14 protein-coding genes are annotated in these 20480 nt (G+C 70.3%); 7 read left to right on the top strand and 7 right to left on the bottom strand.

Annotated features, from left to right (window positions below; genetic code table 11):
* Window positions 1-28: 28 nt before the first annotated feature.
* Window positions 29-991, bottom strand: a complete 963-nt coding sequence (locus LKD76_RS16820; RefSeq protein ID WP_227982274.1) for an aldo/keto reductase — start codon at window positions 989-991, stop codon at window positions 29-31.
* A gap of 269 nt (window positions 992-1260) precedes the next feature.
* On the opposite strand from LKD76_RS16820, the gene LKD76_RS16815 reads away from it, so the two are divergent.
* From LKD76_RS16815 to LKD76_RS16795, 5 genes are all read left to right on the top strand, one after another.
* Window positions 1261-2010, top strand: coding sequence for a histidine phosphatase family protein (locus LKD76_RS16815; protein ID WP_227982272.1), 750 nt, complete (start codon window positions 1261-1263; stop codon window positions 2008-2010).
* 24 nt (window positions 2011-2034) lie between these two features.
* Window positions 2035-2619, top strand: coding sequence for a DUF3090 domain-containing protein (locus tag LKD76_RS16810; RefSeq protein ID WP_227982271.1), 585 nt, complete (start codon window positions 2035-2037; stop codon window positions 2617-2619).
* Between the two features lie 6 nt (window positions 2620-2625).
* Complete coding sequence (locus LKD76_RS16805; protein ID WP_227982270.1) at window positions 2626-3459, top strand: SCO1664 family protein; 834 nt, start codon at window positions 2626-2628, stop codon at window positions 3457-3459.
* Between the two features lie 172 nt (window positions 3460-3631).
* The gene (mshC, locus tag LKD76_RS16800; RefSeq protein ID WP_227982269.1) at window positions 3632-4870 is read left to right on the top strand and encodes a cysteine--1-D-myo-inosityl 2-amino-2-deoxy-alpha-D-glucopyranoside ligase; all 1239 of its coding nucleotides are present in this window, start codon (window positions 3632-3634) and stop codon (window positions 4868-4870) included.
* Window positions 4871-5117: 247 nt separating this feature from the next.
* A complete protein-coding gene (locus tag LKD76_RS16795) occupies window positions 5118-8099 on the top strand; it encodes a type II toxin-antitoxin system Rv0910 family toxin (RefSeq protein ID WP_227982268.1) in 2982 nt (993 codons plus the stop codon).
* A 25-nt stretch (window positions 8100-8124) separates the two neighbouring features.
* Here the strand turns inward: LKD76_RS16795 and LKD76_RS16790 are convergent, their stop codons facing one another.
* Window positions 8125-8778, bottom strand: a complete 654-nt coding sequence (locus LKD76_RS16790; RefSeq protein WP_227982267.1) for an enoyl-CoA hydratase-related protein — start codon at window positions 8776-8778, stop codon at window positions 8125-8127.
* A 10-nt stretch (window positions 8779-8788) separates the two neighbouring features.
* Window positions 8789-9403, bottom strand: a complete 615-nt coding sequence (locus tag LKD76_RS16785) for a TetR/AcrR family transcriptional regulator (protein WP_227982266.1) — start codon at window positions 9401-9403, stop codon at window positions 8789-8791.
* A gap of 107 nt (window positions 9404-9510) precedes the next feature.
* Between LKD76_RS16785 and LKD76_RS16780 the strand changes: the two genes are divergently transcribed.
* Window positions 9511-10350: a patatin-like phospholipase family protein gene (locus LKD76_RS16780; protein ID WP_227982265.1), complete on the top strand. Its 840-nt coding sequence runs from the start codon at window positions 9511-9513 to the stop codon at window positions 10348-10350.
* Window positions 10351-10383: 33 nt separating this feature from the next.
* Here the strand turns inward: LKD76_RS16780 and LKD76_RS16775 are convergent, their stop codons facing one another.
* The 4 genes from LKD76_RS16775 to LKD76_RS16760 all read right to left on the bottom strand — a co-directional run bounded on the left by LKD76_RS16775 (window position 10384) and on the right by LKD76_RS16760 (window position 18671).
* Window positions 10384-11742: a M1 family metallopeptidase gene (locus LKD76_RS16775; RefSeq protein WP_227982264.1), complete on the bottom strand. Its 1359-nt coding sequence runs from the start codon at window positions 11740-11742 to the stop codon at window positions 10384-10386.
* A 12-nt stretch (window positions 11743-11754) separates the two neighbouring features.
* A complete protein-coding gene (locus tag LKD76_RS16770; RefSeq protein WP_372465829.1) occupies window positions 11755-15696 on the bottom strand; it encodes a Pls/PosA family non-ribosomal peptide synthetase in 3942 nt (1313 codons plus the stop codon).
* 281 nt (window positions 15697-15977) lie between these two features.
* A complete protein-coding gene (locus tag LKD76_RS16765) occupies window positions 15978-16766 on the bottom strand; it encodes a CPBP family intramembrane glutamic endopeptidase (RefSeq protein WP_227982263.1) in 789 nt (262 codons plus the stop codon).
* 33 nt (window positions 16767-16799) lie between these two features.
* Window positions 16800-18671, bottom strand: a complete 1872-nt coding sequence (locus LKD76_RS16760) for an APC family permease (protein ID WP_227985273.1) — start codon at window positions 18669-18671, stop codon at window positions 16800-16802.
* 539 nt (window positions 18672-19210) lie between these two features.
* Between LKD76_RS16760 and LKD76_RS16755 the strand changes: the two genes are divergently transcribed.
* Complete coding sequence (locus LKD76_RS16755; protein WP_227985272.1) at window positions 19211-20470, top strand: MFS transporter; 1260 nt, start codon at window positions 19211-19213, stop codon at window positions 20468-20470.
* Window positions 20471-20480: the final 10 nt, after the last annotated feature.

Genomic DNA, 20480 nt, shown 5'->3' with positions numbered 1-20480 from the left:
TGTACGGCGGCGTCGGCACGGGCGGGTCTCAGATGCCGCTGACGTCGTCGAGCGCGGCGGCGATGGCGCGCGGAAGTTCGAGGGTCTCCGCGGCCAGCACTCCGGTGAGCTGTCCGATATCGCGGGCGCCGACGATCATCGAGGCGACACCGGGGCGGTCGCGGATCCAGGCCGCGGCCACCGCGAGCGGTGAGGTGCCCAAGCCGTCGGCGGCGGTGACCACCGCGTCCACGACACGGGTGGCGTGTTCGTCGAGGCGCTCGCGGATCTCGGCGGCGGTGGCCTCGTCGGCTCCGCGCGAATCCGCGGGCACACCGTCACGGTACTTGCCGGTCAGGATTCCCCCGGCCAGTGGGGAGGAGGCGATCAAGCCGACTCCGTGATGGGTGGCCGCGGGCACCAGGTCGTATTCGGCGCCGCGCGCGAGCAGTGAGTACGAGGCGTGGGTGGCCACGATGGGGGCGGCCGCGGCGAGGGTGGCCAGCTGCCAGGCGGTCAGGCCGCGCGCGCCCGCGTAGCGCACCTTGCCCGAGCGCACGGCGTGGTCGAGGGTCGCCGCGATCTCGTCGAGGGGAGTGTGGCGGTCCCAGGCGGCCACGCACCAGATATCGAGGTGGTCGGTGCCGAGTTCGGCCAGGGTGCGGTCGAGCTGGCGCATCAGGGTGCGCCGGGAGGCGTCCACACCCCAGTGCAGGCCGGCGGCCGGACCCCCGTCGGGATCGGTGACGCCGGGGGTGGGGACGAGCCCGGCGCAGCCGCTGATCACCAGATCGTCGCGCGGGATGAGTTCACCGACGAGTTCGCCGAGCATGCGCTGGGCAGCGCCGCCCTGGTAGACCGGGGAGGTGTCGACGAGCGTGCCCCCGGCCTCGACGAACGCCACCAGTTGCGCCGCCGCGTCCTCGGCGTCGGTTTCCCGGCCCCAGGTGTGCGTGGCCAGGCCCATCCGCGACACCCGCAGGCCACTGCGCCCCACCGCCCGCTGTTCCATCACCGCACCACCCCAGCTCTTGTCACAGTGCCCGAGCCTAGGGCCACAACCGGTCCCGGATACGGATACCGCTCGCGAACCGCCGGAGGATGCGAGCAGCGCCACAGTGCCACGAGGTACGCGCATCCTCGGGCCCGGGCCGCGGTCCCGATTCCTCCGAGGGCGAAATACCTTGTTGTACAGGCATGTTCGGTGTTCTACCGGGGTTCTCGAGGTGGTGGGAATGTGACTGCGCGAGCCGATCGGGCGTGATCGCCTAGTCTGGTCCCATGACGGTGATCCTGCTGCGGCACGGGGTGTCGACCTCCAACACCGCGCGCACGCTGGCCGGTCGCAGCCCCGGAGTGGAGCTCACCGAACGCGGTGCCGAACAGGCGCTGACGGTGGCAGAACGCCTGGCGCCGTTGCCGATCGAGCACATCGTGCACTCGCCGCTGCTGCGGTGCACGCGCACGGTGTCGCCGCTGGCCGACAAGCTCGGTATCGACGCCGAACCCGACGAACGCCTGCTCGAGGTCGATTACGGTGAATGGACCGGGCGGCCGCTGTCGGAGTTGGTGAGCGAGCCGCTGTGGAAGGTCGTGCAACAGCACGCCTCGGGCGCGGTGTTCCCCGGTGGTGAGGGTTTGGCGCAGGTGCAGTACCGGGCGGTGGCGGCGGTGCGTGCCATCGACGCCGATCTGGCCCGGCGCCACGGTCGAGACGTGCTGTGGGTGGCGTGTACCCACGGGGACGTGATCAAGTCGTTGCTCGCCGATGCCTTCGGTATCCATCTCGACGGATTCCAGCGCATCGTGGTCGAACCGGCGTCGATCAGCGTGGTCCGCTACACCCCCGCCGGCCCCTACGTGTGGCGGGTCAACGACACCGGAACCGACCTGTCCGCGCTGGCCGCGGTGCACCAGCAGTCCGAGCAGCGGGCCGGGCCCGTCCCCGGCGGTGAGGTGGATGCCGCGCCCGAGGCGGATAATGGGAATATTGCGGATCCCCCCGATTCGGGGAGCGAGCGTAATCAGTGATGCAGTCGGTTTCAGGAGGTGCAGATGGCCCGAGCGATCCATGTGTTTCGCACCCCCGACCGTTTCGTCGCGGGAACCGTCGGTGAGCCAGGAGATCGAGCCTTCTATCTGCAGGCCGTGCAGGAACCTCGTGTGGTGAGTGTGCTGCTGGAGAAGCAGCAGGTCAAGGTGCTCGCTGATCGGATGGGGCTGTTGTTGGACGAGGTGGCCCGTCGCTTCGGCGCGAGTGTGCCGCCGCAGGCCGAGGACGTCTCCGACATCGCCCCGCTGCAAATGCCGATCGATACCGAATTCCGGGTCGGCACAATGGGGTTGGGGTGGGACGCCGATGCCGGCGCGGTGGTGGTGGAGTTGCTGGCCATCACCGAGACCGAAGTCGACGAGTCGGTGGTGCTCGACGACACCGAGGAAGGTCCGGACGCGGTACGGGTGTTCCTGACCCCGGAGCAGGCTCGCGAATTCGCGTTGCGCTCGGCGAAGGTGATCGCGGCGGGTCGGCCGCCGTGCCCGCTGTGCGGGGAACCGCTGTCACCCAACGGCCACATGTGTGTGCGCACCAACGGTTACAAGCGCGGCGACATCTTCGGCGCGACCGATCTGGAGGACTGAGTAGCGGTGACCACACGCGCGGCGGCCGCGGACGAGGGTGCGGCCCGCGACGGCCTGTGCACGGGCGAGTTGTCGATCATCGGCCGGGTCACCACCGCCAGCAATCTCACCCTGGTCTGTGAGATCGAGTCCGCCGGCGCCGGTGAGCCGATGCGGGTGGTGTACAAGCCGGTACGCGGTGAGCGGCCACTGTGGGATTTTCCGGACGGCACTCTGGCCGGGCGGGAGGTGGCCTCGTATCTGGTGTCGGCCGCGCTGGGCTGGTCGGTGATTCCGGAGACGATTCTGCGCGACGGCCCGCTGGGTCCGGGCATGGTGCAGCGGTGGATCGATACCGTCGACGCGGCCGCGGTGGTGCCGGATCGGCTGGATCTGGTGGATCTGGTGCCCGCGGGTGCGGTGCCCGACGGCTTCCGTGAGGTGCTGCGGGCGGTCGACGGCACGGGAGCGCGGGTGTCACTGGTGCATGCCGATGATCCCCGGTTGCGCCGGATGGCGGTGCTGGATGTGCTGCTCAACAACGCCGATCGCAAGGGCGGCCACGCGCTGGAAGGGGTCGACGGCGGCGTGTACGGGGTCGATCACGGTATCTGCCTGCACAGCGAACCGAAGTTGCGCACCGTGCTGTGGGGATGGGCCGGGGAGCCGGTGGGCGAGGATCTGCTGGATGATATCGCCGATTTCGCCGAGCGGTTGCCAGGGCCGGTCGCCGCGGAGCTGGCCGAGCACATCACCGACGCCGAGATCGAGGCGCTGGGTGTTCGCGCGCGGGATCTGCTCAACGATCCGGTGCTTCCGCAACCGATCAGCTCCCGTCCGATTCCGTGGCCGGCGTTCTGATCCGGCGCCGGTGCCGGCCGCGGCCGACTTCGGCGTGCGGCGCGCGCAACGGTTGACTTCATCGCGGTATTCGGCCTCCGCCGAGGTCGGATATGGTGGCCGGTTCGTAAAGGAAGGCCCGCTGGACGGGGGCGGCGGGCACGACGGCGGCCCGCACCCTTACCCTCGAATCATGCAGTCCTGGTCCGAAATCTCCGTTCCCGCCGTCCCCGGATCCGGACCGCCGTTGCGGTTGTTCGATACCGCCGACCGGCAGGTGCGCCCGGTGACACCGGGCGCGACCGCCACCATGTACGTCTGCGGCATCACACCCTACGACGCCACCCATCTGGGGCACGCGGCGACCTATCTGGCATTCGATCTGGTCAACCGGATCCTGCGCGACGCCGGCCACGAGGTGCACTATGTGCAGAACGTGACCGATGTCGACGATCCGCTGTTCGAGCGGGCCGAACGCGACGGCGTCGACTGGCGTGACCTGGGCGCCGGGGAGATCGAGTTGTTCCGCGAGGATATGTCGCAGCTGCGGGTGCTACCGCCGCGCGACTACATCGGTGCGATCGAGTCGGTCGGCGAGGTCGTGGAGCTGGTGGACAAGTTGCTGGCCTCGGGTGCGGCGTATGTGGTCGACGATGCCGAGTTCCGTGACATCTACTTCCGTCACGACGCCACCGAGCAGTTCGGTTACGAGTCCGGCTACGACCGGGCCACGATGGAGCGGTTTTTCGCCGAGCGCGGCGGCGACCCCGACCGTCCCGGTAAACGCGACTCGATCGACGCGTTGCTGTGGCGGGCGGCGCGACCCGGTGAGCCGATGTGGGCGGCGCCGTTCGGGCAGGGCCGTCCGGGCTGGCACATCGAATGTGCGGCGATCGCGTTGAACCGGCTGGGGCCCGAGTTCGACATCCAGGGCGGTGGCAGCGACCTGATCTATCCCCATCACGAGTATTCGGCCGCGCACGCCGAGGCGCTGGTCTCCCATCGCCGCTTCGCCCGCCATTACGTGCATGCCGGGCTGATCGGTTTGGACGGGGAGAAGATGTCCAAATCGCGCGGCAATCTGGTGTTCGTGTCGAAGCTGCGGCGGGCGGGTGTGGATCCGGCCGCGATCCGGCTGGGGTTGTTCGCCGGGCACTACCGCACCGATCGGCAGTGGTCGGATGCGGTGCTCGACGAGGCGCAGGCGCGGTTGACGCGCTGGCGGCAGGCGGCGGCGCTGGAGTCGGGTCCGGTGGCCGAGGACACCGTCGCCCGCCTGCGGCAGCATCTGGCCGATGATCTCGACACCCCGAAGGCCCTTGCGGCCGTGGACAACTGGGTGCAGCAGGCGCTGGAGTACGGGGGCCCGGACGCCTCGGCGCCCGGACTGGTGAGCCAGGCGGTGGACGCGCTGCTGGGTGTCCGGCTCTGACAGCTCGAATTCGACACGGCAGGGTCCGCGGCCACCGACGGCCACGCGCCGATCTTCTCGGCCGGCGGATGCGCAGCGCCCATCGCGCCCACCGACAGCCCGGTCAGGGCCGCCGCGCGCGGGGTTACGGCGGCCCGGCGCGGGCGCGGCACCGAGCGAGTTCCGGCCTGTAACGCGGGCCACAACTCTTTGACGCCTCGAAAGAGTTGATGATTAATTGTCTCGAGACGCAACAAGGAGGTTGTCGGTGTCGCCATTTCCGGGATCGGACCGAATCCGCGCCGCGCGCAGCGGATTACAGGCGGGCAGCGCACTGTTCTCGGCGGTGCGCAAAGATCCCCGCATCGCACGGGACCTGGTCACCGGACTGGTCGCCGCCCGGCGCGGACACGGCGCCGGTCCGTCCGGCGCCCCCACGCCGGCGGCCGTGGACGACGGCTATATCGCCCCGGCCGGGTTGTCCGATTACCCCAAATCCGCGCACGCGCGCCGCGTGATCGCGGCGGCCCCGCAGACGGTGGTGGCCTACCTGTCGGATCTGCACCGGCTGGCCGACTGGTTCAGCCTGCACGCCGGGTGGCGCGGCCAAGCGCCGGGCGCGGCGCGCGAGGGACTGAGTTTCGTCCAGCAGGCACTCGTGATGGGAATCCCGGCCGAATTGCGCTGGACGGTCGCCGCGGCCGGCGACTCCGGATTCGAATTGCGCGGTGAAGGTCCGCAGGGGGTGCGGCTGGCGTATTGGCTCACCGTCGCCGGATCCGGGGAGCGCTCGACGGTGTATTTCGATGCCGGACTGGGCGGTGCTCCGGTGGAGGGGCCACTGGGCGCCTCGGTGGCGCGCAGCCTCGGCGAGGCGATGGAGCAGTCGCTGGATCGGCTGCCGGACGCGATCGCCGCGGCCGGGCCGCTGCGCCGGGCCGCGCAGCCGATCCTGCACGCCGCCTCGGGCACCGAGATCGATCCGCGCACACCGGTACTGGTCGGCGTCGGGCAGATCACCCAGCGCACCCCCGATCCCGGCTACGGCGATCCGGCCGCACTGGCGGTGACGGCACTGCGGCGCGCCGCGGCCGATGCCGGTGCGGGCGAGACGCTGCTCAACCGCGCGGACGCGGTGTTCGCGGTGGCGTGCACCTCGTGGCAGTACCGCGATATGGCGGCGGTGGTCGCCGAGCGTCTGAGTATCGCCGGGGTGGAGACCGCGCAGTCGAGCCCGTTCGGCGGGGACGGCGGTCAGCTGGTGATCAACGAGGCGGCGGCCGCGATCGCCGCCGGCGACTACGACACGGTCCTGGTCACCGGCGCCGAGGCCGGTGCCACCCAAGCCGCCGCCCAGCGCGCCGGCGTCGAGCTGTCGTGGCCGCGGCAGGGCGCCGACGTCACCCCGAACCGGTCGATCGGCATCGACAAAGCCGCCAACAACGAAGCCGAGACCGCGGCCGGACTGATCGCCCCGATCAATATGTACGCACTGCTGGAATCGGCGAATCGCCACCGGCTCGGCCGTGGCCGCGCCGAACACGCCGAGGCGGTCGCCCAGCTGTGGTCGCGGCTGTCGGCGGTCGCGGCCGGCAACGAATACGCCTGGCAGCCGGAGGCATTCGACGCCGAGACGATCGCGGCAGCGACCCCGGACAACCGGATGATCTCCACCCCGTACACCAAACTCGAATGCGCCAACCTCACCGTCGATATGGCCAGCGGCATCGTGGTGTGCAGTGCCGCGGCCGCGCAGGAAGCCGGAATCGCGCAGGACAAATGGATCTTCATCCACGCCGGCGCCTCCGGTCACGACGAATGGTTCACCACCGAGCGCGCCGAACTGGCCGCTTCGCCGGCGATCGCGACCCTGGGCCGGGCGGTGCTCGACCACTCCGGCATCGGCGTCGAGGCGCTGTCGCAGGTCGACCTCTACGCGTGTTTCCCGGTGGCGGTGCAGATCGCCGCCCGCGAACTCGGTCTGGCGATCGACGATCCGGCCCGGCCGCTGTCGGTGACCGGCGGGCTGACCTTCGGCGGCGGTCCCGGCAACAACTACGGCGGCCACGCCGTGGCCACCATGGTGACGCGGCTGCGCGCCGAGCCGGGCACCTACGGGCTGGCCAGTTCGCTGGGCTGGTATGTCACCAAACATGCGCTGGCCGTGTATTCGTCACTGCCGCCCGCCAAGCCCTACCGGCATCTGCGCCCGATCATCGACACCCCCGCCGCACGCCCGGCGCGCGGCAGCCACGACGGGCCGGCGGTGATCGAGGCCTACACCGTGCCCTACGGGCGCGACGGCGAGCCGGAGTCGGCGGTGCTGAGCCTGATCGAGCCCGCCGGGGCGCGCATTCTGATCCGCACCACCCAGGACGATCTCATCGGCGAGCTCGTCGACGACGATCTACTCGGACTGCCGGTGACCGTATCCGGCACGCGGATTCGCGTCGAGGGCCGCGAACCGGTGGCACTGCCGGCACCGCCGCCGGCGCCGGTGCTGGTGGAGCGGCGTGGGCCGGTCACGATCATCACGCTGAACCGGCCCGAGGTCCGCAACGCGGTGAATCTGGCCACCGCGCTCCTGCTGGAGCGGGCCCTGGACGCCTACGAGGCCGACCCGGACGCACAGGTCGCGATCATCACCGGCGCGGGCGGATACTTCTGCGCCGGAATGGATCTCAAGGCCGCCGCCCGCGGGGAGACCCCGATGACCGAGCGGCGCGGCCCGCTGGGCATCACCGCGAAACCTCCGGTCAAACCGCTCATCGCGGCTGTGGAGGGGCCCGCGCTGGCCGGTGGCTGTGAGCTGGCGCTCGCGGCGGATCTGGTTGTCGCGGCCCAGGATTCGACCTTCGGCATCCCGGAGGTCAAGCGCGGACTGGTCGCGGTCGGCGGGGGTGTGCTGCGGCTGGCGCAGCGGTTGCCGCGCGCGGTGGCGATGGAGCTGGCACTGACCGGAGATGCCATCGGTGCCGACCGTGCGGCCGCCCTGGGCCTGGTGAACGAGGTGACCACCTCGGGTAACGCACTCACCGCCGCCCTGGAACTGGCGCGGCGGATCGCGGTCAATGCCCCGCTGAGCCTGGCGGCGAGCAAACGCATCATCGACGAGTCGCCGGACTGGGCCACCGATATCGCGTTCACGCGTCAGCTGGAGGTGTCCGGTCCGGCGCTGTCGTCGGAGGATGCCGGGGAGGGTGTGCTGGCCTTCGCGCAGAAGCGTGCCCCGGTGTGGAAGGGCCGCTGAGGCGTGGGCGTAGCGGGCGTCGCCGTCAGGCGGTCAGCGCGGTGTGCGCCGAGGCGTAGAACACCGATTTGATCGAGCCGAGGGTGGCCTGGTCCTTGGCCCCCAGCGGCGCCAGCAACTCGATCGCGGTGTGTACGTGCGCGCCGGCGGCCGCGGTGGCATCGACCAGGCCGCACCGCTGTGCCTCGGCGCCGCCGAACCGGCGGCCCGTCAGCACTGCCGCGGTGATCGCTCCCGGCGCCAGTTTGGCCTGCACGAGTGCGGCCAGGGCCGGGGTGAACGGCACCCGGATGTCGACCTCGGGGAAACAGAAGTAGCCCCGGTCGGCGCGCATCACGCGCTGGTCGTGGGCCAGAGCGAGCATGGCGCCGGCGCCGAACGCGTGGCCGGGCAGCGCCGCGACCGTGGGCAGCGGCAGGGTCAGCACCCGCGCCATCAGCGCGTGCACCCGCTCGACGTACCACGGTGCGCGCTCGCCGTTGGCGGCCAGCCAGTCCAGATCCAGTCCGTTGGAGTAGAACCTGCCGGCGGCGGTGGTGACGACCGCGGTCGCCGCGTCGGCGACCGCGGTGTCCAGGTGCGCGTCGAGCGCGTCGAGAAAGTCCGGGGAGAAACGATTTTCGCCGTCGCCGAGGTCGATGACCGCGATCGAGTCACGGTAGCCGAGGGTAGGGGACACGGAGGCTCCTTCAGGGGTGGGGTGGTGTGGTGGCGGTGACGGCGGCGCGGACCGCCGCGCGCAGCCTGATGCGGGTATCGGGGTCGGTGACGCGGTCGCGGGTCAGCAGCAGCGCGGTGGGCAGATCGACGACGCAGGCGGTGACGACATCGACCGCGCGCGCGTCGCGACGGCCCCACAGGCGCTCGGACAGCGTGCGCAGCAGCGCGATCAGCGCGCGTTGCTGCGCGCGGACCTCATCGGCCACGGCGTCGGGCAGCTCGGTGGCCAGCAGCTGGTCGTGACGCAGCACGGTGAGCAGTCGCGCCGAGGCCGGATGGCGTTCGGCGAATACCGCGGGAGCCTCGGCCGCGCCGACGACGGCCGCGATGGCGGCGTCGGGACCGGCTCCGGGCGCGGTGTCGACCAGTTCGCGCTGGACGTCGAGGAAGCGGCGGGCGGCGCGAATCCACATGCGCGCCACCAGTTCCGCGCGTGATCCGAAGCTGTGGTAGATCGCGCCGTTGGACATGCCGCTGGCGGCGGCGACCGCGCGAATCGTCACGGCCGCCACCCCGTCGGCCACGGCGAGTGCCTCGGCACGGTCGAGGACGGTGTCGAGATCGTGAATCCGGGGGCGGGGCACCACTCGACAGTAACAGAGCAACTGCTCTATTATTGGGTGGTGTGCGCCACATGCTCTGCTCGCCGAAGCACGGGCAAGCCACACCCGCCGCCGGTAGGGTCGCGACCATGCCCGCCGACTCGACATCGGAACGATTTCCCACGGCCCTGGTTCTGGGCGGAGGTGGACCCGTCGGCATCGCGTGGCTGGCGGGCCTGATCGTCGGATTGCGCCGCGCCGGAATCGATCCCGCCCGCGCGGACCGCATCGTCGGCACCTCCGCGGGCGCGGTCGTCGGAGCGGTGCTGGCCGCCGGCGGCGATCTCGAGGCACTGGGCGCCTCCCGCCCGCGGACCGTCGCCGGCGCGGCGCCGGATATGAGCCGGCTGGGTGCGATCTTCGCGCTGCGCGCCGCCGGCGGCGACGCGCGCGACAACCGGCGCCGGATCGGCGAACTGGCGCTGGCCGCCGAAGTCGGCGAGCCCGGCGCCCATATCGACCGCATCGCCGCGCTCGCCGGTGCCGGTGACTGGCCCGCCGCCGATCTACGTGTCACCACCGTCGATATCGGCACCGGCGAATTCCGGGTCTGGACCCGCGACAGCGAGGCGAGTCTGGCGCAGGCGCTCGCCGCCAGCACCGCGGTACCGGGAGTGTTTCCGCCGATTCCGATCGCCGGGTCCCGCTACATCGACGGCGGGGTGCGGTCGGCGCTCAACGCGGATGTGGCCACCGGCGCGGACACGGTGGTGATCATGGAGCCGCTGGCGCACCTGTTCCCCCGCACCCGCGCCGACCGCGCGCACGGCGCCGGTCGCGAGATCTCGATCGTGCCCGATGCCGAGACGGTGCAGATCTTCGGCGCCGACGTATTCGATCCGGCCGCGCTGACCCCCGCCTACGCCGCCGGACTGCGCCAATCGGCCACGGCGGCAACAAGTCTGACCGAGTGCGGACTCGACGGCTGAGGGCCCGGCTCCCGCGCCGAGCGCGCCGCCCGATCAGCTGCCGACGGCGCCCAGCCCGTGCTGGGGCAGCTCCGGCAACGCGGTGCGATACAGCCAGCTGTCCCACAGCTCACGCAGCGAGACCTGACTGTAGTGACCGGCGAGGTCGGCGAAATCCTCGGTGGTGACACTGCCGTGGCGATGGCGTGCGGTCCAGTCGCGCAGCAGGGTGAAGAACGCGGCGTCTCCCAGGCGCAACCGCAGGGCGTGCAGGGTCAGCGCACCACGCTTGTAGACCCGGTCGTCGAACATCGAGGCCGGGCCCGGATCGCCGACGACGATGTCCTGCGGGGAGCGAGCCAGATTCTGGCGGGCCGCACGCGCCTGCTGATCGGTACTGGGCCCACCGGCGGCCTGCGACCAGATCCACTCCGCGTAGCAGGCGAAACCCTCGTGCAGCCAGATATCGCGCCACTGCCGCACGGTCAGGCTGTTGCCGAACCACTGGTGGGCCAGTTCGTGCGCGATGAGCCGCTCCGCTCCGCGCTGCCCGTCGCAATGATTGGCGCCGAAGGTCGACAGTCCCTGCGCCTCCACCGGGATCTCGAGTTCGTCATCGGTGACCACCACGGTGTATCCGGGGAACGGATACGGCCCGAACCGGCGCTCGAATTCGGCCATCATCTGCGGCTGGCGCGCGAAGTCGTGGTCGAAGCGGCGCCGCAGCCGCGGCGGCAGCACCGCCGTCATCGGCACCTTCACCCCGCGACCGGTATCGATGCGGTGCGAACGGTAGGGCCCGATCGAGATCGTCGCCAGATAGCTGGCCATCGGCTCGGACTGCTCGTAGACCCACGTGGTCTGGCTGGCCTTGGTGGTGCGTTCGGTCAGCACCCCGTTGGCCACCGCGTGGTAGGGCGAGTCGGTGGTGATGGATATGCGATAGCTGGCCTTGGAACTGGGGTGGTCGTCGCAGGGGAACCAGGACGCGGCGCCGTTGGGCTGGCCGGCCACCAGCATGCCGTCGGTCAGCTCTTCCCAGCCGACCTCACCCCACGGCCCGCGCACCGGCCGCGGCGTCCCGCCGTAGTGCACGACGATCGACAGCGCCCCGCCGACCGGAATCGGTGTGGCGGGGGTGACGGTCAGCTTGCCGCGGCTGTGCAGATATTTCGCGGGCTTGGCGCCGTTGACGAAAACCTTGGCGACACTGAGCGTCTGCGTCAGATCCAGCGCGAAACGGGGCTGCACCGCGGTGGTCACCGCGGTGATCGTGGCCTTGCCCGACAACCGGTTGGCCGCCACCCGGTAGGCCAGCTCCAGTTCGTATCGCGACACGCGGTAGCCGCGATTGCCGTTCTGCGGCAGATAGTCGTCGATCGCCACCGCGCCACCGCCCTTGCCCGTCTTCACGCCGACCCACTTTCACTTCCCGCCGTGCCGCGAATCCGGCCACGGCGCAATCGGATTGCCCTGCCATCGCGTCGACGGCGGCACCGTGTCACCACGCATCACCAGCGACGCCGGCCCGACCGTCGCCGCCGCCCCGATCCGGGCTGCGGGCAACGCCACACAATGCGGTCCCAGTGTCGCACCGGGTTCCAGGGTCACGGTATCCATCGACATGATCCGATCATGGAACAGGTGAGTCTGCACGACACAGCCCCGTTCCACGGTCGCGCCGTCACCGAGACCGACCAGATCCGCCTCGGGCAGCCAATACGACTCACACCACACCCCGCGCCCGATCCGGGCGCCGAGCCCGCGCAACCAGATGTTCATCACCGCGGTGCCGGTGGCCGCGCGCGCGAACCACGGTGCGGCCACGGTTTCGACGAACGCGTCGCACACCTCGTTGCGCCAGACGAACGAACTCCACAGCGGATGTTCCACCGCGCCGATACGGCCCACGATCAACCATTTCGCGGCCACCGCCAGCGCGCCGGCGACCGCGCCCGCCACCAGCAGCACCAGCCCCGAACACAGCGCGGCCAGCCAGTACCCGGGCCCCGACGCCAGCCACGCCAGCGCGAACAGCACCGCCAACCCGATGCCGAAACTGAGCACGACCGGAATCAGCCGACACGTCTCCACGACGGCACGAGCCAATTTCAGCCGGGCCGGCGGATCGAAGGTACGACCGGTATCGGAATCATCGGCGGTGCGCCGCAACCGGACCGGCGGGCTGCCCAGCCACGACGATCCGGCCTTCGCCTTCTCCGGAGCCGCCGACAACACCGCCACCAAACCGTTCTTCGGCACCCGCCGTCCGGGTGCGGTCATCCCGGAGTTACCCAGAAATGCCCGCTTTCCCACCTTCGCGCCACCGATGTGCATCCAGCCGCCGCCGAGTTCGTACCCGGCGATCATGGTGTCGTCGGCCAGGAAGGCGCCGTCGGCGACCTTGGTGAATTTCGGCAGCAGCAGCACGGTGGAGGCCTCGACCCCCTTCCCGACGCTGGCGCCCAGCAGCCGCAACCAGACCGGGGTCAACAAGCTGGCATACAGCGGGAACAGGAAGGTGCGCGCGGAATCGGTGAGCCGTTCGGTGGCCCAGGCCTGCCAGCCGACCCGGCTGCGCACCGGGTGGTAGCCCTCGGTCAGCCCGATCGACAGCACCCGGATCGAGACGACGGTGACCGCGGCGAACACCGCCAGCACGATCAGCGCGGCCACCGGCAGCATCGCCATCGCATGCCCCAGCGCCCCCGCCAGGGTGGTCTCGTCGCGGACCCACCAGGCCAGCAGCAGCCCACCGGCGGCCAGGGCGAGCACCGGCAGCGCCGACAGCAGCATCGAGGTCACGCCGAACACCAGCACCCATGACAACGCGCGCGGCGGTGTGGCGGCGGGCCAGCGATGTTCGGCGGGCCCGACCTTCACTGCGGGCGATCCGGCCCAGCACTGGGCGGCCTTCACTTTGCCGAAGACCGCCGAACCGGGTTCGACCACGGCGTTGCGGCCGATCACCGCGCCCGGCAGCAGCGTAGAGCGTGAACCGATCACCGCGCCGGAGCCGACGCGAATCTCGCCGATATGCACGATATCGCCGTCGATCCAGTACCCGGCCAGGTCCACCTCGGGTTCGATACTGCATCCGTCGCCGAGTTCGAGCATGCCGGTGACCGGCGGCAAGGTGTGCAGATCCACCCCGTTGCCGATCTTGGCGCCCAGCGCCCGGGCGAACGGGACCATCCACGGCGCCCCGGACAGGTTCTCCGCACCCGCGGCCTCGGCCATCCGCACCGCCGTCCACAACCGCAGATGCACCCGCCCGCCGCGCGGATAGGCGCCGGGCCGCACATCGTGGAGCAGCAGGCGGGCCCCGGCCACACAGATCGCCATCCGCCCGGGCGGGGAGATGAACAGCACGAATCCGGCCAGCGCCCACCACCACGACAGTCCGGGCATCCACGGCAGCGCACCGAACCGGGAGGCGATATTGGTGATCACGCCGAGCCAGGTCACCCACTGCAGCCCGGTCAATGTCGTCAGCGGCACCGACGCGAGGAGCTGGAACCACTGCGCGCTGCGCGGAGTGGGCGCCACCGTGCGCTCGGGTGCCTGCTCGGCGGGGGCGGCGGCGTCGATCAGCTCGGCCAGCGCGCCCAGGCGCGGATGATCGTAGAGATCGGCGACCGTGATTCCCGGTATCCGCGCCCGCAACGCGGTGACCAGTTGCGCGGCCGACAGCGAGCCGCCGCCGAGGTCGAAGAAATCCGCGTCCAGCCCGGTCACCTCGGCGCCGAGTACCGAATTCCACAGTCCCGCAAGCCAATGCGCGGTGCCGGTGAGTCCGGCGCCGGGTTCGCCGTCGGCGCCGGGCAGCGGCCACGGCAGCGCCGCGCGGTCGACCTTGCCCGAGGTGCGCACCGGTAGTTCGCCGAGTATCGCCAGCCGCGGCACGAGAGCGGCGGGCAGTCGTTCGGCGAGCAGTTCCCGCGCCCGCGCCACATCGAAGTCGTCCACCCCGCACGACAGGTAGCCCACCAGGATCGGGGTGCCGGCCGCGGTGGTGCGGACCGCGGCCGCGGCGGCGGTCACTCCGGGCAGATGTTGCAGCGCCGCGTCGAGTTCGCCGAGTTCGATCCGTCGTCCGCCGACCTTGACCTGGTCATCGGCGCGGCCGAGGAAAATCAGTCCCGCGGGATCGTTGCGCACCAGATCCCCGGAGCGGTAGGCGCGCTGCCAGCCCAGCGTGGGCATCGGCGCGTACTTCTCGGCGTCCTTGGCCGGGTCGAGATAGCGGGCCAGGCCGACACCGCCGATCACCAGTTCACCGGAGTCGCCCTCGGCGACCGGTGTGCCCTCGGCGTCGACGACGGCCAGATCCCAGCCGTCGAGCGGTAGCCCGATCCGCACCGGCGGCGTTCCGCTCAGCTGCGCCGCGCATGCCACCACCGTCGCCTCGGTGGGGCCGTAGGTGTTCCACACCTCGCGTTCGCCGGTGCCGGCGAGGCGTTCGGCAAGCTCCGGCGGGACCGCCTCACCGCCGAAGATCAGCAGCCGCACCGCGTCGAGCGCTTCCGGCGGCCACATCGCGGCCAGCGTCGGCACGGTGGATACGATGCTGATGCCGCGACGCACCAGCCACGGACCCAGATCCATCCCGCTGCGCACCAATGCGCGCGGAGCCGGCACCAGGCAGCCGCCGTGGCGCCATGCCAGCCACATCTCCTCGCACGAGGCGTCGAAGGCGACCGACAGCCCGGCCAGCACCCGATCACCCGGGCCGATCGGCGCCTCGCGCAGAAACAGCCGCGCCTCGGCGTCGACGAAGGCCGCGGCATTGCGGTGGGTGACCGCGACCCCCTTGGGGGTGCCGGTGGAGCCGGAGGTGAAGATGATCCACGCGTCGTCATCGGGCTCCGGGATCACCCGCACATCGGCCGCGCTTGCCGCGCACGCGGATTCGGCCCGATCGCCCGCGGCGGTGATGCCGTCGGCGGTGACGACGGCGGCCACCGCGGCCTCCCCGAACACCAACTCGGCGCGTTCGTCGGGATCATCGGCGTCGACCGGCACGTACGCGGCGCCGGCGTGCAGCACCGCGAGGATCATCGTGTACAGACGGGCGGTTCCCGACGGGACCCGGATGCCGACCCGGTCACCGCGCGCGATTCCGGCGGCGCGCAGTTCGGCGACCGCGGTATCGATCTCGTCGAGCAGTTCCCGGTAGGTCAGGACCTGGCCGCCGTCGTCGAGTGCGGCGGCGTCGGGGTGGGCGTGGGCGGTCTCGGCGAGGATGTCGACCAGCGTGCGCTCCGGGGCCGCCGCACCCGAACGCCGCAGCGGCGAGGGGATAGCGGCCTCCAGGACCGCCGGCGCGGGAGCGGCCGTGTTCCCCTCGTCGTCAGGCGAGGGCACCGGCGACCGGTTCGATGCTCCGGCATCCGATTGCGAACCGACGATCACGTTCTGCCTACCTCTCCCACACCCGCTGATCCGACGTTCGGTTGTCTCACATCCGGGTTACCGGTGAGCGAACATCAGCTGTCCGATCGGCCCGTGTTCCGTATCGTGCGCGGGCGACATCATCGCCCGGTCGGGCCGCACCATTGTCCCAGCGCACACCGCTGACCGCCGGCGCGGGTGCGGTCGGCGTGTTCGCCCGGAATATGCCCGACCGTGACAGGGTGCGGCGGCCCTTATTCGACGCCGGAGACGGCCACCGCGACAGCCGGGTCGCGCCTGCGCGCCGACGAGACGGCCGCCGCGATCGCGGCCAGCGGCAACGCGGCCACCAGCGGGATCACCGCGGCGTCGTAGTCCGGCGTACAGGCCGCGGTCACATTGACGGTGGTGTGAGCGAGGACGGCGACGCCGACCCCGCCGCCGCGATTGTGCAGCCACACGATGATCACCCGGGTCGCGACGGTGCCGGCGAACCAGCCCGCGACCCACATCACACCGTGTCCGACCTGCGTCAGCGGCAGCAGATGCCACAGTGCCCAGTAGAACCCGAGGATGAGTCCGGCGGCGGGCGTGCCGATCCGGTCCTGTAGCGGATCGGTGGCATAGGCGGTCCAGCCCAGCTCTTCTCCGATGGACGCGATCGCGAACGCCACCGCGAGGACCGGGATCGCCACCGGGGACACCGGCAGACCGGACCCGGCCGCGCCGACAGCGCGCGCGAACGCGTAGGCGAGCGCCGCGACCACGACGAACAGTCCGACCGAGGTCACATACCAGCGCGCCTGCGCTGGTGGGCTGTCACGCACTCGGCGCACCAGCCGCCACGCCGCCGTGCGCCCGCCCCCGCGCCATGTCAGCACGACCGCGACAGTGCCGGGGACCACGAACATCAACGCGCTCAACGGCAGTCGCAGCGCCCCCACCCGAATCTCGCCGAACGCTCCAGCGAGATACAACGGCAACGACAGCAGCGTCACCGCGACCAGAAAGGTCAGTGGCCGGCGCGAGAGATCGGTGGGCACCGGACCACCCTAGTGCCGTCCGGGTGGGCCAGATCAGCTGTCGACGTGGACGTGCGGGCGCTGATGCGGGTCGGCGACCGCGCGGCGCAGGATCTCACGAGTCACCGGCGCCACCTCACCCTCACCGACGAACAGGAATTTCAGCAGGTTCAGCAGCGGATTGCCTTCGGTCCATTCGAAATACACGTGCGGGTTCATCCCGGTGCGGTCCCGGATCGCGAGCAGGATGGCGGCGATCGAATTGGGCACGGCGGCGGCCTCGACCGACAGGATCTTGTAACAGTCGATCTCGACGGCGCCCACATGCAGATCGGTGGAGAATTCCGACGCGTCCTTGACGATCACCTCGAGGAACAGGATCGGGTCCTTGGCGGGGATGTGGCTTTCCACCCGCTGCTCGGTTTCCTTCTGGCGGTATTCCTCGGGTGCGCGATCGTCGACGTCGTCGAGATCGTGGGTGACGATGCGGATCGTGCCCGAGGACGCGATCTTGTCGATCAGCCAGGCCGCCCGATCGTCGAAATCGACCTCGATCGCTCGCAATTCGAACGCGCGCCGTGCTCGCGACACGAACGACACCACGATGATCGCGATGATGAACAGCGACGCCAGCTGCACACCCTCGGGTCGTTCGACGATATTGGCGATCGTGGTGTAGACGAAGACCGCCGCGACCGCGCCGAATCCGAACGTCTTGCCGCGTTGATGTTTCCGGGCCGCCGACAGCGTCACCGCGACCGCGGCGGAGGTGATCAGCACCAGCACGCCGGTGGCGTAGGCGCCGCCCTGGGCGTCGACGTCGGCGTCGAAGTACCAGGTGATCCCGAACGCGATCACCGCGAACACCAGCACCAGCGGCCGGGTGGCGCGCGCCCACTCCGGTGCCATGCCGTAGCGGGGCAGATAGCGCGGTACCAGGTTCAGCAGCCCGGCCATGGCCGAGGCGCCGGCGAACCACAGGATGGCGATGGTGGAGATGTCGTAGACGGTGCCGAATCCGTTGCCGAGGTAATCGTGCGCCAGATAGGCCAGCGCGCGGCCGTTGGCCGAGCCGCCGGATTCGAATTCGCGCTCCGGGATCAGCACGACGGTGATGAAGCTGGTGACGATCAGGAACGCACTCATGATCAGTGCCGCGGTGGTGAGCAGTTTCCGGGCGCCGGCGATGCGCAGGACCGGCTGGTCCTCGGTGTCACCGGGTCCGCCCTTGATCTGCGGCATCACCGCCACACCGGTTTCGAATCCCGACAGGCCCAGTGCCAGTTTCGGAAATACCAGCAGTGAGATGCCGATCATCGCGAAGACGCTGCCGTGCTGGGCGGTCATGGCGTGCCCCCAGTCCACGACCAGGTGCGAGGCCGTGATCACTTTCCACACGCCGACGACCGCGACCACGAGATTCAGTGCCAGATACACCCCGACCAGGCCGATCGCGATCCGGATCGCCTCGGCGAAGCCCTTCAGGAAGATCGCCGCCAGCAGCGCCAGCAGTGCGAGGGTGATCGCGGTGGCATGTCCGTGCAGCGCCTGCGGCACGAACGGGTTCTCCACGATGTGGGCGGCGCCGTCGGCGGCCGACAGGGTCATGGTGATCACGAAGTCGGTGGCGGCGAAGCCGAGCAGCACCAGAATGAACAGCTTGCCGGTCCAGCGGGGCAGGATGTCGGTGAACATCGCCAGCGAACCACCGCCGTGCGGGGATTCGCGCGCCACCCGCCGATACACCGGCAGCGCGCCGAGCAAGGTCAGCGCTACCAGCACCAGCGTCGCCAGCGGGGACAGCACACCGGCGGCCAGCGCCGCGATTCCGGGTTGATATCCGAGGGTGGAGAAATAGTCGACGCCGGTCAGGCACATCACCTGCCACCACGACCGCTGATGCTGCTCCTCGGCCTGCTTGACCATCGGGCCCGGGTGTCGCGAATACCGGTCCTCGTCGGCTCCCCGCAGTAACCATTCCGTCAACGCCGAACGCGATCGTCCGGTGGTGGCAGCGGTCACGTGGTCCCCCTCGGGAGCTCATCTCCGGTCGATCCGGAATCGGGCAACATCCGCGTCAATGTACGCGGGCCGCTAATGTACGTGGGCCGCTGCCGCCACACCGCACACCGGATCTGCCGACCCTCAACATAAGCGACATAACGGACAGTATTTCCGGCAAATGCGGCGCAATACCGGCCGGTATCCGGCCTGGGACCCGCCGGAACGAGACTGTGAGCGGAGTCACCCACCCCGATATCATCGCAGGTGGACCACACCTGCCGCCCAGGACCCGCCGCCCACGCTCCGTTTGGCGAGCCGACGACCGGGTACCCGAGGACTTCGTGTTCACGTCGCGCGATGGCGGCCGGGCACCCAGCAATCGGATAACCAGGTCAGGAGGAGCGCGCGTGAGCACCAGCCTGCCGCCCGCCCAACAACGACGCTCGGTCGCCGCCGCGGCGATGGGTAACGCCACCGAGTGGTACGACTACGGCGTCTACGCAGCCACGGCAACCTATCTCACCGACGCGTTCTTCCCCGGGTCGTTAGGCACCCTGGGCACCCTGCTCGGATTCGCGATCTCCTTCGTCCTGCGACCGGTCGGCGGCATGGTGTGGGGCCCGCTCGGCGACCGCATCGGCCGCAAGGTCGTCCTGGCCACGACCATCCTGCTGATGGCCGCCGCCACCGGCTGTATCGGCCTGCTGCCCACCCACTCCGCGGTGGGCATCCTCGCCCCGATCCTGCTGATCCTGCTGCGCGTCGTGCAGGGCTTCTCCACCGGCGGCGAATACGGCGGCGCGGCCACCTACATCGCCGAATCGACCGATGAACGCCGCCGCGGATTCCTCGGCAGCTTCCTCGAATTCGGCACGCTGTGCGGATTCGTCGGCGGCTCGCTGGTGGTGCTGATCATGCAGGTGCTGCTGTCCGACGACGCGATGGAGTCCTGGGGCTGGCGGGTTCCGTTCCTGCTGGCAGTGCCCCTGGGCCTGATCGGCTGGTACCTGCGGAGCAAACTCGACGAATCTCCGGTGTTCACCGAGGTCGCCGATCACGAGCGCCCCGAAGGGGGCCTGCGAGTGCTGCTGCGCGACTACCGCCGTGAACTGCTGACCATCGCCGGACTGGTGGTGGCGCTCAACGTGGTCAACTACACCCTGCTCGCCTACCAGCCCACCTATCTGCACACCACGCTGGGCATGAGCAACGACGCGACCACCGCGATGGTGCTGGTCGGGCAGATCGCGATGGCAGTGGTGCTCCCGGTATCGGGCGCGATCTCCGACCGGGTGGGGCGGCGCCCGATGTGGCTGGTGTCGCTGATCGGATTGGCGGTCTTCGCGATACCGATGTACTGGCTGATGGGTCAGGGCGCGGCGTGGGCGATCATCGGGTTCGTCGTACTCGGTCTGCTCTACGTCCCACAGCTGTCCACCATCTCCGCGACGTTCCCGGCGATCTTCCCCACCCAGGTCCGGTACGCGGGATTCGCCCTCGGCTACAACATCTCTACCGCCGCGTTCGGTGGTACCGCGCCGCTGATCAACGAATCGGTCATCGATGCCACCGGCTGGCATCTGTTCCCCGCCTACTACATGGTCGGTGCCTGCCTCGTCGGACTGGTGGCCTGGTGGTTCCTGCGCGAAACCGCGGGAGTGTCGCTGGCCGGCACCGAAGTCCCCGACGCCGACGACGACCCGGTCCCGCAACCCAGCTGATCCCGCCACC

Source organism: Nocardia spumae (genome assembly GCF_020733635.1).
Classification (GTDB): Bacteria; Actinomycetota; Actinomycetes; order Mycobacteriales; family Mycobacteriaceae; genus Nocardia; species Nocardia spumae.
This window is presented reverse-complemented; position numbering and strand designations above follow the sequence as displayed.